The organism is Pseudoxanthomonas sacheonensis, from assembly GCF_010093305.1.
In the GTDB taxonomy this organism is placed as follows: Bacteria; Pseudomonadota; Gammaproteobacteria; order Xanthomonadales; family Xanthomonadaceae; genus Pseudoxanthomonas_A; species Pseudoxanthomonas_A sacheonensis.
This window is the reverse complement of sequence record NZ_PDWS01000003.1, coordinates 330,373-344,075: the sequence shown is the minus strand read 5'-3', so window position 1 is coordinate 344,075 and position 13,703 is coordinate 330,373. Positions and strand designations below refer to the sequence as shown.

The 13,703-nt window shown below is 65.3% G+C and carries 10 protein-coding genes; 5 read left to right on the top strand and 5 right to left on the bottom strand.

Annotated elements, in window-relative coordinates; genetic code table 11:
• Window positions 1-144: 144 nt before the first annotated feature.
• Together CSC73_RS05205 and CSC73_RS05200 are read left to right on the top strand one after the other, a co-directional pair.
• Entirely contained in the window at window positions 145-1,356 is a 1,212-nt protein-coding gene (locus tag CSC73_RS05205) for a DesA family fatty acid desaturase (protein WP_211840810.1), read from the top strand.
• Between the two features lie 101 nt (window positions 1,357-1,457).
• On the top strand, window positions 1,458-1,787 hold the full coding sequence (locus CSC73_RS05200) for an EF-hand domain-containing protein (protein ID WP_163839332.1): 330 nt from the start codon (window positions 1,458-1,460) through the stop codon (window positions 1,785-1,787).
• Window positions 1,788-1,931: 144 nt separating this feature from the next.
• On the opposite strand, the gene CSC73_RS05195 is transcribed toward CSC73_RS05200, so the two are convergent.
• A complete protein-coding gene (locus CSC73_RS05195) occupies window positions 1,932-3,593 on the bottom strand; it encodes an MFS transporter (protein ID WP_163839331.1) in 1,662 nt (553 codons plus the stop codon).
• Between the two features lie 27 nt (window positions 3,594-3,620).
• On the bottom strand, window positions 3,621-4,997 hold the full coding sequence (locus CSC73_RS05190; protein ID WP_163839330.1) for a DcaP family trimeric outer membrane transporter: 1,377 nt from the start codon (window positions 4,995-4,997) through the stop codon (window positions 3,621-3,623).
• A gap of 266 nt (window positions 4,998-5,263) precedes the next feature.
• Here CSC73_RS05190 and acs point away from each other — a divergent pair, with 266 nt between their 5' ends.
• Window positions 5,264-7,207: an acetate--CoA ligase gene (gene acs / locus CSC73_RS05185; RefSeq protein ID WP_163839329.1), complete on the top strand. Its 1,944-nt coding sequence runs from the start codon at window positions 5,264-5,266 to the stop codon at window positions 7,205-7,207.
• Window positions 7,208-7,389: 182 nt separating this feature from the next.
• On the opposite strand, the gene CSC73_RS05180 is transcribed toward acs, so the two are convergent.
• Window positions 7,390-7,749 (bottom strand): endonuclease domain-containing protein, encoded by a 360-nt coding sequence (locus tag CSC73_RS05180; RefSeq protein ID WP_163839328.1) that lies wholly within the window; start codon window positions 7,747-7,749, stop codon window positions 7,390-7,392.
• Window positions 7,750-7,844: 95 nt separating this feature from the next.
• Here CSC73_RS05180 and CSC73_RS05175 point away from each other — a divergent pair, with 95 nt between their 5' ends.
• The gene (locus CSC73_RS05175; protein WP_163839327.1) at window positions 7,845-8,513 is read left to right on the top strand and encodes a response regulator transcription factor; all 669 of its coding nucleotides are present in this window, start codon (window positions 7,845-7,847) and stop codon (window positions 8,511-8,513) included.
• A gap of 146 nt (window positions 8,514-8,659) precedes the next feature.
• The gene (locus CSC73_RS05170) at window positions 8,660-9,745 is read left to right on the top strand and encodes a diguanylate cyclase (RefSeq protein WP_163839326.1); all 1,086 of its coding nucleotides are present in this window, start codon (window positions 8,660-8,662) and stop codon (window positions 9,743-9,745) included.
• A gap of 53 nt (window positions 9,746-9,798) precedes the next feature.
• On the opposite strand, the gene CSC73_RS05165 is transcribed toward CSC73_RS05170, so the two are convergent.
• The gene (locus tag CSC73_RS05165; protein ID WP_163839325.1) at window positions 9,799-10,176 is read right to left on the bottom strand and encodes a YkvA family protein; all 378 of its coding nucleotides are present in this window, start codon (window positions 10,174-10,176) and stop codon (window positions 9,799-9,801) included.
• A 14-nt stretch (window positions 10,177-10,190) separates the two neighbouring features.
• Window positions 10,191-13,634, bottom strand: coding sequence for a hybrid sensor histidine kinase/response regulator (locus CSC73_RS05160; RefSeq protein WP_163839324.1), 3,444 nt, complete (start codon window positions 13,632-13,634; stop codon window positions 10,191-10,193).
• Window positions 13,635-13,703 lie beyond the last annotated feature (69 nt).

The following is a 13,703-nucleotide window of genomic DNA, read 5'->3' as shown; positions in this document are numbered from 1 at the left end:
GAAATATGCGGGTTCCGGTGGGGGCGGGGCGGACGGACACCATACGCGGGCGACGGGTGAAAACCGGACCGGCAGGCCCCATGATTATCGCACCGGCAATGCATTCCGCCGTTCATATTCCCGCCGGTTCCAAGGAAACCCGCCATGCCCGCTCTGCCCCAAGCCCTGTTCGATTTCCTGTCCGGCGGACTGCTCGCGCCCGGCTGGTGGGGCATGCTTGCCGTGCTGCTGGTTTTCACCCAGCTGACCATCTTTTCGGTCACCTTGTACCTGCACCGCAGCCAGGCCCACCGCGGCGTGGATTTCCATCCGCTGGTCAGCCACTTCTTCCGTTTCTGGACATGGCTGACCACCTCCATGATCACCAAGGAGTGGGTGGCCATCCACCGCAAGCATCACGCCAAGGTGGAAACCGAGGAGGATCCGCACAGCCCGCAGTTCAAGGGCATCGGCAACGTGTTCTGGCGCGGCGTCGAGCTGTACCGCGAAGCGCGCTGGCAGCGCGCCGACATAGAGCAATACGGCAAGGGCGCGCCGGACGACTGGATGGAGCGCCATCTCTACACCCCGCATGCGACCTTCGGCCCGATCGCGCTGCTGTTCGCCAATTCCGTCCTGTTCGGCCTGCCGGGCATCGCGCTATGGGCCATCCAGATGGCGTGGATCCCGTTCTGGGCCGCCGGCGTGGTCAACGGCCTCGGCCATTGGTGGGGCTACCGCAATTTCGAATCGGCCGACACCTCCACCAACCTGACCCCCTGGGGCGTGTGGATCGGTGGCGAGGAACTGCACAACAACCACCATGCGTTCCCTAGCTCGGCGCGCTTTTCGATGCGGCGCTGGGAAGTGGATATCGGCTGGGCGGCGATCAAGGCGATGGAATCGGTCGGACTGGCCAAGGTGCTGCGGGTGGCGCCCACCCTGGATGTGCGCCCGAATATTTCCGTGCCCGACGGCGATACGCTGAAAGCGTTGCTGTCGCACCGCTTCCTGGCCATGACCGAATACCAGCGCAACGTGCTGAAACCGGCGTTGAAGGAAGAAGCGCGCCTTGCCGGCGAGAAACTGCGCCGGCTATTGCCGCGCCGGCTGCGCAAGGGGCTGGCCGACGACGGCCGTTGGCTGCAACCCGATGCGCGCGAACAGCTGCAGCACTGGGTTTCGCAACGTCCGCGCATCCAGGCGCTGGTCCAGCACCGCGCGCGCCTCAGCGCCCTGCTGGAAGCGCGCACGAACGACGCATCGGAGCGGTTGAAGCAGCTGCAGGCCTGGTGCCACGAAGCCGAAGCCAGCGGCATCCGCGCGCTGCAGGACTATTCGATGCGCCTGAAAGGCTACGCGCTGGCCGCGCATTGAGGCCGATCCGGTTCCTTGTAGAGCCGTGCTTGCTCGGCTGCTTTGATACGAAGCAAAGAGCAACCGAGCAAGCTCGGCTCTACAATGAGCGCATGCCTGCCATGCAATGTCTCTGTTTCGCGATAGCGCTGCTGGCGCCGCTTCCGGTCTTCGCCCAGGTCGACGCGACCAGCGATTACCTGGCGCGCATGGACAGCGATGGCGACGGCCGTGTCGGTCTGTCCGAATATCTGGACTGGATGGGTTACGCGTTCGACGCGCGCGACCTCAACCGCGATGGCGCGCTCACCGCCGACGAGCTTCCCGGCGGCAAAGGCCAGGCGATCACCCGCCAGCAGCACCGCGAGCGTCTGGCCGCCACGTTCAAGAAGCAGGACGTCGACGGAAACGGCTACTTGAGCGCGAAAGAGCTCGCCGCCCCGCCCCAATAAGCGCAACGCCCCGGCAACGGCAGCAACGCAGGCGCCACTGGCGGAAAGCGTTCGCTTCCGCATTCCAATACGAATCCAGATAAAAAAGCGCCGGCTCTTGCGAGCCGGCGCCAGGCAAGTCCGGACCGGGTCCGGCGAGGGAGCTTACTTGGTGATGTCCACGTCCTTGGTCTCCGGCAGGAACAGCGTGCCGATCACCAGGGTCATCGCCGCGATCACGATCGGATACCACAGGCCCTGGTAGATGTTGCCGCTGGCCACCACCATGGCGAAGGCGATGGTGGGCAGGAAGCCGCCGAACCAGCCGTTGCCGATGTGGTACGGAAGCGACATGGACGTGTAACGGATCTTGGTGGGGAACAGCTCCACCAGCCAGGCAGCGATCGGCCCATAGACCATGGTCACGTAGATGACCAGGATGGTCAGCAGCAACAGCACCATCGGCTTGTTGATGCGCGCCGGGTCGGCCTTCTCGGGATAGCCGGCGGTGGTCAGGTCGGCCTTCAGCGCTTTGCCGAAATCTTCCGTCTTGGTCTTGAACGCCGCAGGATCCAGACCGGCGCCTTCGAATGCCTCGACCGTCGCCGTACCCACGTTGATGCGAGCCACGGTGCCGGCCGCCGCGTCCTGGTTGGAATAGGTCACGCCCGCCTTGGCCAGTGCGGCCTTGGCGATATCGCAGCTGCTGGTGAACACTTTCTTGCCCACCGGGTCGAACTGGAAGCTGCAGGTCGCCGGATCGGCCATCACCACCACCGGGCTGGTCGCTACCGCTTCCTCCATCGCCGGATTGCCGTAGTGCGTGAGTCCCTTGAAGATCGGGAAGAACGTCAGCGCAGCGATCAGACAGCCGCCCAGGATGATCGGCTTGCGCCCGATTTTGTCGGACCACCAGCCGAAAAAGATGAAGAAGGGCGTACCGATGATGAGGCTGCCCGCGATCAGCAGGTTGGCCGTGGTGGCGTCGATCTTCAGCGTCTGGGTCAAGAAGAACAGTGCGTAGAACTGTCCGGCATACCAGACCACGGCCTGGCCGGCAGTGGCGCCCAGCAGGGCCAGCAGCGCGATCTTGCCGTTCCTGGAGAAGAAGCTCTCCGTGATCGGCGCCTTGGAAGTCTTGCCCTGGTCCTTCATTTCCTGGAACAGGGGCGACTCGGCCAGCTGCAGACGGATCCACACCGAAACGCCCAGCAGCACCACCGATACCAGGAAAGGAATGCGCCAGCCCCACGCTTCGAACGCTTCGGTGCCCAGGAAGTAGCGGCAGCCCAGGATCACCAGCAACGACAGGAACAGGCCCAGGGTCGCAGTGGTCTGGATGAAGCTGGTGTAGAAGCCGCGCTTGCCCTGCGGCGCATGCTCGGCGACGTAGGTGGCCGCGCCGCCGTATTCGCCGCCCAGTGCCAGGCCCTGCAACATGCGCAAACCGATCAGGATCACCGGCGCCGCAACGCCGATGGTGGCGTAACTGGGCAATACGCCGACCAGGAACGTCGACAGGCCCATGATCACGATGGTGACCAGGAACGTGTACTTGCGCCCGATCATGTCGCCGATGCGGCCGAACACCAGCGCGCCGAACGGACGCACCGCGAAACCGGCGGCGAAGGCGAGCAGGGCGAAGATGAAGGCGCTGGCCGGATTCAACGCCGAGAAGAACTGCTTGGCGATGATCGCAGCGAGCGATCCGTACAGATAGAAGTCGTACCACTCGAATACCGTGCCCAGGCTCGAGGCGAAGATGACCTTCTTGTGGCCTGCGGTCAGCGGTTTGCCCGCGGGCAATGCGTTTGCTGTCGTTGACATGTCGGGATTCCTGTTGGGATGCTGCCGTTAGAAGCTGTACTTGACGTGGGTGTGGATGCGCCGCAGGTCGCCTTCACGGTCGTCCTCGAGCGCACGCTGGCCGAAGATAAGTTCGGCGCCGATATCCAGTTTCGGGAACGGCGAATAGATCAGGTTGGCGTGGTACGACTGCGCGCGTTCGGTCACCCCAAAGCCGGTGATGGCCTTGTCGTTGTCGAACATCGCCGCCGAATACATCAGGTTGCTGCGCAGCTTGGGCGAAAACACGTGACGCCAGGCGACGAAACCACCGTAACCGTCCAGCGCGTTGAGTTCGCCATTGGCGTCCACCACCACATCGCTGCCCAGTCCGAAGGCCAGGTAGCGGCCGATGCCGCTGCCGGCATTGACCGCGTAGCGAATGTCGTCGCTCTTGCCCAGGTTGAACTTGCCCGACACGCTGACCGCGCCGCCGGTTTCGGTTTCGTCCAGGTATTTGAACTGGCGCAACAGTCCGGCGACGGTGAAGTGGCCCCAATCGCCCTTGGTGATCCAGCGCGCGGTGATGTCCGGGGCCACGTTGTCCCCGCTGTTGAAGCGCGCGCCGTTGTTTAGATAAGGCGTGATGGTGGTCTGCGGGTTTTCCGCCGAGAACGACCACGGACCCTTGGTGTATCTCAATTGCGCCTGGCGCACGAAGATGGTGCCGTCGGTGGTGCCGACGAAATCCACCGCGTCCGGCAGCGCCGCCACGTCCTGGAAGTTGGACCAGGTCTGGCCGGCCAACCAGCCGTTCCAGCTCACATAGGCCTGGCGCAGCGAAACCGCATAGGTGTTGGTCGCCGTTTCGTTGCCGGCCAGGGCGTTGCTGCCGCCGCCGAACATGTCGGCTTCGATGTACGCCTTGATCTTGTCGCCCTTGTCGGTGGTGTGGTCGGCGCTGAACCAGAAACGCGAGAACTGCGCGTGGTAATCGGTGTATGGGTCGCCGCCGTCTGCGGTGGGGCCGCCGACCGGAATGCTGCTGGGCAGGTAGAACAGTCGTCCCGAGGAACCATCGGCGATGCGCCCGTCGCTGGTGTCGGTGTACATGCCGTCCATCTTGATGAAGCCGCCGTAGGTGAACGACGTGCCCGGGTTGGCGCCCGGCATGATCGGCCCGGTCTGGATGCGCGGCTTGCCGTCGGCCGGCGCCGCTTGCGCGGTCTTGACCTCGGTGATCTGGGTCTGCGTTTGCGCGATCGCCGTCTGTTGCTGTTGCTGCGAAGACAGCAAGGCCTGGACCTGCTGTTCCAGTTGGGCGATGCGTGCTTCCAGTTCCTTTTCTTTCTTGGTCTCGGCGAAAGCCATGCCCGGCGCGATCAGCGCCACGAACAGTGCCGCAGCCAGGGGTCGCCGCGACATCGATGCGATGCGTTTGCTCATTATCCCTCTCCCGATAATGCGTGATGGGCCGCGCAGAGCGCACGGTTGCGCCGCAGACTGCGCGCGGCCGTCGGCCGCGCCTATTCGCCATTAGTCGAAAGCGCCCGCATGAATGCCGGCCTACGCGTACGGATACGACGATGGTCTAAGGACGTTGCTGCAACGCGTCATCGGCGAATGCGTCAAACTGGCGCATATCGCTTCCTTTAACATCCTGTCCATCACCATCAACGACGCCTGCAGCGCTGGTCTGCGGGGAGGGGCCCATGTCAGATCTGTATCCCGTCAATCCCGAATTCGCCGCCAAGGCGCGCATCGACCGCAGCGGCTACCAACGCGACTATCGCCAATCGATCGAAGACCCGGAAAAATTCTGGGGACAGGCCGCGGCCCGGCTCGACTGGTTCAAGCCGCCGACGCAGATCAAGGACGTCAGCTATGACCTCAAGGACTTCCGTATCCGCTGGTTCGCCGACGGCGAATTGAACGCCAGCGTCAACTGCCTGGACCGGCAGCTGGCCACGCGCGGCGACAAGACCGCATTGCTGTTCGAACCCGACAGTCCCGACAGTCCCTCCTACAACGTCACCTACCGCGAGTTGTACGAACGCGTCTGCCGGCTGGGCAACGCATTGCGCAACCTGGGCGTGCAGAAAGGCGACCGCGTCACCATCTACCTGCCGATGATCCCCGACGCGGCGGTCGCCATGCTGGCCTGCGCCCGCATCGGCGCCATCCACTCGGTGGTGTTCGGCGGCTTCGCGCCCAATTCCATCGCCGACCGCGTGGCCGACTGCGCCAGCAAGCTCATCATCACCGCCGACGAAGGTCTGCGCGGCGGCAAGAAGGTGCCGCTGAAGGCCAATGTCGACGCTGCACTGAAACTTCCCGGCACCAATACCGTGGAAACCGTGCTGGTGGTGCGCCACACCGGCGGCGCGGTGGACATGCAGATGCCGCGCGACCGCTGGTTCGATGCGGTGGTCGAAGGCCAGCCGGCCGAATGCGAACCCGAGCGCATGAACGCCGAAGATCCGCTGTTCATCCTCTACACCTCCGGTTCCACCGGCAAACCCAAGGGCGTGCTGCACACCACCGGCGGCTATCTGCTCTACGCCAGCTACACCCACGAGGCGGTGTTCGACCTGCGCGAGGACGACGTCTACTGGTGCACCGCCGACGTCGGCTGGGTCACCGGCCACAGCTATATCGTCTACGGGCCGCTGGCCAACGGCGCCACCGCGGTGATGTTCGAGGGCGTGCCCAACTATCCCAATGTATCGCGCTTCTGGGAAGTCATCGACAAGCACCAAGTGACGATCTTCTACACCGCGCCGACCGCCATCCGCGCGCTGATGCGCGAAGGCGAAGCGCCGGTGAAGAAGACTTCGCGCAGCTCGCTGCGCCTGCTGGGCAGCGTCGGCGAGCCTATCAATCCCGAAGCCTGGCGCTGGTACTACGAGGTGGTGGGCGATTCGCGCTGCCCCATCGTCGATACCTGGTGGCAGACCGAAACCGGCGGCATCCTGATCACTCCGCTGGCCGGCGCCATCGACCTCAAGCCAGGTTCGGCCACGCTGCCTTTCTTCGGCGTGAAGCCGGCACTGGTCGATGCCAACGGCGAAGTGCTGGAAGGCGCCGCCGAAGGCAATCTGGTGCTGCTCGATTCCTGGCCCGGCCAGATGCGCAGCGTCTACGGCGACCATCCGCGCTTCATCGACACCTATTTCCGCACCTATCCGGGCACCTATTTCACCGGCGACGGTTGCCGTCGCGACGAAGACGGCTATTACTGGATCACCGGCCGCGTCGACGACGTGATCAACGTCAGCGGCCATCGCATCGGCACCGCCGAAGTGGAGAGCGCATTGGTGTCGCATCCGAAGGTGGCCGAAGCGGCGGTGGTGGGTTTCCCGCACGACATCAAGGGCCAGGGCATCTACGCCTACGTCACTCTGATCGCGGGCGAAGTGCAGACCGACGAGTTGCAGAAGGAACTGGTGGCCTGGGTGCGCAAGGAGATCGGCCCCATCGCCTCGCCGGACCATCTGCAATGGGCGCCGGGTCTGCCGAAGACGCGTTCGGGCAAGATCATGCGCCGCATCCTGCGCAAGATCGCCGAGAACGCGCCGGATCAGCTGGGCGATACCTCCACCCTGGCCGATCCATCGGTGGTGGAGTCGCTGGTGGCGGAGCGCAAGGTGAAATGAAGCTTCAGAGCAAGATCAAGAGCAAATCCCCCCTGGCCCCCCTTTTTCAAAGGGGGGGATCCGTCGGCGCATCTTTTCACATGCGAGCGGACACCGCGTGGACCGTGTCCGCAAAGGCGCCATCCTTCGCGGCCGCCATCGCTTTTCCCCCTTTGAAAAAGGGGGGCAGGGGGGATTTGCTCTTAGCGTCGGCGAATCAGCTCATCCCAGATCGCATCCAGCACCGCATGGGTCTCCAGCAGAACTTGCCGGTTGTCGAAGCGGATCACCTTCAATCCCAGACTTTCCAGGTAAGCGGTACGCACACAGTCGACGGCGGTGCCGGCCTCGGTCGCATGCTGCGACCCGTCCACTTCGACAACCAGTCTGATCTCAGGCAGGTAGAAATCGACGATGTATGGGCCGATCGGTTTCTGCCGGTAACAGCAGACGCCATCCAACTGCTTTCTGCGCAGATTGAACCAAAGCCTATGCTCGGCATCGGTCATGTCGCGGCGAAGTCGGCGTGCGAGTCTTTTGAGAGGAGCGTCGTATTCGAGCATGCAACAAGTAAGCCTTCTCGCGCCTGGATTGCCCATGCGTCGCCTGCCGCGCCGAACCGTAAGGCATCGCCGCGATTGGCTCCCGGTTTTTTCCTATGACCACCCTGCTCATCGCCGACGACCACCCCCTGTTCCGCGAAGCCCTGCGCGGGGCGGTGCAGCGGGTGATGCCGGGGGTGAAGCTGCACGAGGCCGACAACGTCGATGCGCTCTATGCCCTGGTCGATGCGCACCCCGACGCCGATCTGCTGTTGATGGATCTCAACATGCCCGGCGCGCAGGGCTTCAATGCGCTGGTGCACCTGCGCGTGCTGCATCCGCAACTGCCGGTGGTGGTGGTGTCCGCGCGCGAAGAGCCCAGCGTGATGCGGCGCGCGCTGGACCACGGCGCCCTGGGTTTCATTCCCAAGTCGGCCGCCTCCGAAACGATCGGCGAAGCGATCCGGCTGGTACTGGACGGCGAACGCTGGGCGCCGCCGGAAGCGCTGGCCGCGCCCGGTATCGGCCGCGACGAATACGAAGTGGCCCAGCGCCTGCGCGATCTCACCCCGCAGCAGTTCCGCGTGCTGCAGATGCTGGGCGCGGGCCGTTTGAACAAACAGATCGCCTACGATCTGGGCGTGTCCGAGGCCACCATCAAGGCCCACGTCACCGCCATCCTGCGCAAGCTGGGAGTCACCAACCGCACGCAAGCGGTATTGATGGCAGGGCGCTTGTCGGTCGATCCGGAGACCATGGTGGTGTTGCCGGAAGAGCAGGACTAGTTCCTCTTCCTCCCTTCAGGGCGATTTGCGCCCACGGGCATGGAAATGCAACATTCATCACATAACGCACCCGGGTCGCCGGCATGGCCGCGCTACGATGGTGCGATGGGGCCCGCTTGGTGCGTGCCGGCTTTCCGGATAGGCGGATGGATAGCGAGCGCGGCGAATCCCGCCGTACCAATTTCGGCAGGCGCATATACCCGATGCGCGCCATTGGGCTGGCGATCGGCGTGCTGTGCGTGGCTGCGGTCATGTACGAGCAGAGCGCCGCCCCCTGGCTATGGGGGCTGCTGATATTCGATGGGCTGATCTGGCCGCACCTGGCCTATGCGCACGTCCTTCGCAGCCGCGATCCGATCAAGGCCGAATACCGCAACCTGATGACCGACGCCGCGTTCGGCGGCTTCTGGATCGCGGTGATGGCCTTCGACACCCTGCCCAGCGTGTTGCTGGCGGTGATGCTGACCATGGACAAAGTGATCGTCGGCGGCCGCCGCTTCGGCGCCAAGAACCTGGCGCTGATGGCGCTGACGTGCCTGGTTACCAGCGCCCTCATGGGTTTCCGCTTCGAGCCGTACACCAGTTACCGCACCATGCTGGCCTGTCTGCCGCTGCTGATCGTGTATCCGCTGGCTATCGGCGCGGCCAGCCGCCTGTTGGCGCAACAGACCTTGCGCCAGAAACGCATGCTCGAGAAGAGCTCGCGCTTCGATGCCGCCACCGGCCTGATGAACCGGCAGCAGTGGCAGTACGCGGCCAATGTGGAATTCAACCGCTTCGTGCGCGCGGGCCGGCCGGCGGTGCTGATCATGATCGACATCGATTACTTCAAGCAGATCAACGACGGCTACGGCCATACCGTGGGCGATGCGGTGATCGAGGAATTCGCGCGCCTGATGAAGGCCTGCCTGCGCGACATGGACACCGGCGGACGTTACGGCGGCGACGAGTTCGGCATCGTCATGCCCGAAACCCATTGGGAAGAAGCCATCGTCGCCGCCGAGCGCCTGCGCAGGCAGGTGGCCGCGTACGCTTTTGCGGCCGTGGACCTCAAATGCACCGTGAGCATCGGCCTGTCCGAGATCAATCACTCCATCGCCGATCCCACCGAATGGGTCAACGTTGCCGACGCCGCGCTGTACGAAGCCAAACGCAAAGGCCGCGATTGCATCGAAGTGGCGAAAGTCCCGCAACGCCCCCCTTATGCCGCGCTGTCCCGGGCCGACGCGTAGGGAAACCCCGCGCGCCCATGACGGTAGCGATGCGGGCCGGCCCGGACGAACCGTCAGGCGCGCAACGCCTGCCGCGCCCAAAGGCCGAGCGCAACGATCGCGACGACCCAGATCGCCACGATGGCCGCTGCCATCGCAGGACTGGTCGGCTTGTCCACGGCGCCATCGGCCTTGGTCTGCGAGCTGGCAAGGACATCGGCTGGAATAAGACGCAGGACGAGCATCAACCCCAACGGGACGATCACCAGATCGTCCAGGTAGCCCAGTACGGGAATGAAGTCGGGGATCAGGTCGATGGGGCTGAGCGCGTATGCCGCGATCCCGAGCGCCAGCAGACGGGCGAGCCAGGGAGTGCGTGGATCGCGGGCCGCGAAGTAGACGACCAGAGTCTGGCGCTTTAGCCCTCTCGCCCATTCGCGAAGACGCGACATGCGCGCCCGGCCGCTCACACCGTGAGCGTCTGGTGGTGGGCGGCCAGGAACGCCCGCAACGAAGCAGGCTTCACCGGTTTGGTCAGCAGCCGGTAACCGCGGTCGCGCGCGCGCTGCTTGAGTTCGTCGCGGCCGTCGGCGGTCAGCAGGGCGCCGGTGATCGGCGCCGCACTGGCGGCCTGCAGGGCGTCCAGGGCTTCCAGTCCGTCCATGCGGTCGTGCAGGTGGTAGTCGACCAGCATCACCGCCGGAGCCTGCTCGATCTTGCGCAAGGCTTCGTCCACGGTGGCCGCCGTGATCACTTCCACCTGCCAGCGGCTGAGCAGCGCGCGCATGCCGTCCAGGATTTCCTGATCGTTGTCCACGCACAGCACGCGCAACCCGGCCAGCGAGTCCGTCGCGCGCGGTACGGGCTCGTGCTCGCGCAGGGAGTCGGCGGCGAACGCCGCGCGCGGCACCGTGATCGAGAACATGCTGCCGTGATCGACACGGCTGTGCGCGCCCAGATCGTGGCCGAGCAGCCGCGAGATGCGCTGGCAAATGGACAGGCCCAATCCCAATCCCTGCTCTCCCCAATCGAAGGGCTGGGGATAGCGATGGAACTCGTCGAAGATCTGACGCATGTGGTGCTCGGGAATGCCGGGACCGGTATCCCACACCTGCAGTTCCAGATTCTCTCCGCGCGGACGCATGCCCAGCACGATGCGGCCGCTGCGGGTGTAGCGCAACGCATTGGCGATGAAGTTCTGCAGCACGCGGCGCAGCAACCGGCGGTCGCTGCGCACCGGCTGCGCCGAGGCGTGCACGCGCAGGTCCAGGCCGCGGCCGGCGGCGACTGGCGCGTATTGGGAGGCCAGCTCGCGCAGCAGCGCGCCGGCGTCGAAATCGCCGATCTCGGTGTGCATGCCGCCGGCATCCAGTCGCGAGACGTCCAGCAGGCCGTCCAGCAACTCTTCCGCCGCGCGCAGCGACGCATCGACGCGCTCGGCCAGATGGCGCTGTTCGCCCGGTTCCTCGCTGTCGCGCAGCGCCGAAGTGAACAGCCGCGCCGCATTCAGCGGCTGCAGCACGTCGTGGCTGATCGCGGCCAGGAAACGCGTCTTCGACTGCTGCGCGGCTTCGGCTTCGCGTCCGCGGTCGGCCACGCGCTGCTCTAGGTTCTCGTTGGCTTCCAGCAGCGCGTTTTCGGCGCGCTTGAAATCGGTGATGTCGTTGTAGCTGGTGACGTAGCCGCCGCCGGGCAGCGCCTGCCCACGCATTTCGATCACGCTGCCGTCGCTGCGCACGCGCTCGAAGATGTGCGGCGAACCGACGCGCATGTAGCTGATGCGCTTGGCGATCTGCTCTTCCAGCTCGCCGCTGCCCAGCTCGCCGCGCTCGGCGTTGTAGCGGATCAGATCCGCCACCGGGCGGCCCACGTAAAGCATGCCTTGCGGATAGCCGAACATCAGCTGGTAACGGCGGTTCCAGGCCACCAGGCGCATGTCCGGATCGACCACGCTGACGCCAGAACTGATGTTCTCCAGCGTGGTGGACAGGATTTCGCGGTTGAAGCGCAGTTCCTGCCCGGCTTCGTCCAGCACCGCCACCACTTCGCCCAGCTCCATGCCCGAGCCGCGCAGCACGCTGGTCAGCACCAACCGCGCCGAGGCCGCGCCGATGGCCGCGGCCAGCAGGCGTTCGGTGAACTGCACCCAGGCACGGTCGGCGGCTGCCGCCGGCTGCAGTTCGCGTTGCAGCGTGGTGGCCTGCTCGGCGAAGGCGCGGCGCGCATGGCGCTCGCCGACGATGCGTTCGGCCAGCGCCAGCAGATCCGACACGCGCACGTTGCCCGGCCATTCGCTGGCCACCAGCGCCTGCCGTTGCGCGTACGGGTCGAGGAACGGCGCGATGCGCAGGCGTTCATCCACGCTGGGCCGCCAACGCGCGGACACCAGCATCATCACGCCGGTGTTGAGCAGCAGCGACCAGAACGTGCCATGGGTCAACGGATCCCAGCCGGTCAGGTTGAACAGCTGTTGCGGACGCAGCCAGTGGATGTCGTACGGTCCGGTCTTCAGCCATTCCGGCCCCAGCCAGCCGGAGGCAGACAGCGTCGGCAGCAGCAATGTGTAGATCCAGGTGGCGAAGCCGACCAGCATGCCGATTTCCACGCCACGCCGGCTGGCGCCGCGCCAATACAGGCCGCCGATCAGGCCGGGCGCGAACTGGGCGACCGCCGCGAACGCGATGAGCCCGTAGGAGGCCAGCGAATTGTCGTTGCTGCTGGTGCGGTAGTAGGCGTAGGCGCACAAGGCCAGCATCAGGATCGCCAGCCGGCGTATCCACAGCACGCGCGAGGCCACGTCGGCTTCGGCGTGGCGTTCGGCCCAGCCGCGCCGCAGCAGCACCGGCATCACCAGGTCGTTGCTGACCATGGTGGCCAGGGCGATGCTGGCCACGATCACCATGCCCGTGGCCGCCGAGAATCCGCCGATATACGCCACCAGCGCCAACGCGTTGTTGCCAGCGGTCAACGGCAGCGCCAGCACGAAGGTGTCGCTGGCGATGCCGCCGGCGCCGCCGAACATGGCCACGCCCGCGGCGGCGATGGGCACCACCATCACAGAGATCAGCACCAGATAGACGCCGAACAGCCAGCGCGCCTTGCGGATATCGCCGACGTCGCTGCATTCCACCACCGCCACATGGAACTGGCGCGGCAGGCACACGATGGCCAGGAAACCAAGCAGGGTCTGGGTGAAGAAACCCACTGGCGGCGCGTTCTCGAACAGGGTCCGTGCCGACTCCTCCACGTGCAGCGCGCGCCCGCCCAGCCAGACATAGGCGAATACGCCCACGATGATCATCGCCACCAGCTTCACCACCGACTCCAGCGCGATGGCCAGCATCATGCCGTGGTGATGCTCGGTGGCGTCCACCTGACGGGTGCCGAACAGCGCGGCGAACAACGCCATCAGCAGTGCCACGTACAAAGCGGGATCGGTGAAGAAACCGCTGTTCTGCGCATCCTGGCCGGTCAGCACGCCCAGGCTCAACGCCACCGCCTTGTACTGAAGCGCCAGGTACGGCACCACGCCGATCAGCGCGATCACCGTGACCAGCGCCGCCAGCCGGCGCGAGCGGCCGTAGCGCGAGGAAATGAAGTCGGCGATGGAAACGGTGTTCTGGCTGCGCGCGATCAGCGCCAGCCGTTCGATGATGCGCCAGCCGAACAGCAGCAACAGCAGCGGGCCCAGATAGATCGGCAGATAACCGATGCCGTTGCGCACCGCGCTGCCCACCGCGCCGTAGAACGTCCACGAGGAGCAATAGACCGCCAGCGCCAGGCTGTAGACCACCGGCCGCAGCCAGGGCCGGTCCGGATACATCGGGCGCCGGTCGCCCCACCACGCCACGCCGAACAGCAGCGCGGCGTAACCGACCGATACCAACAGCAGGACCCAGCTGGAAACCAATGCGGCGCTCCGTATCTTGGGCCTGCGAGTGTATGCCGAGCCGCACCGCCCGGGGCCGCCCGCTTGCCT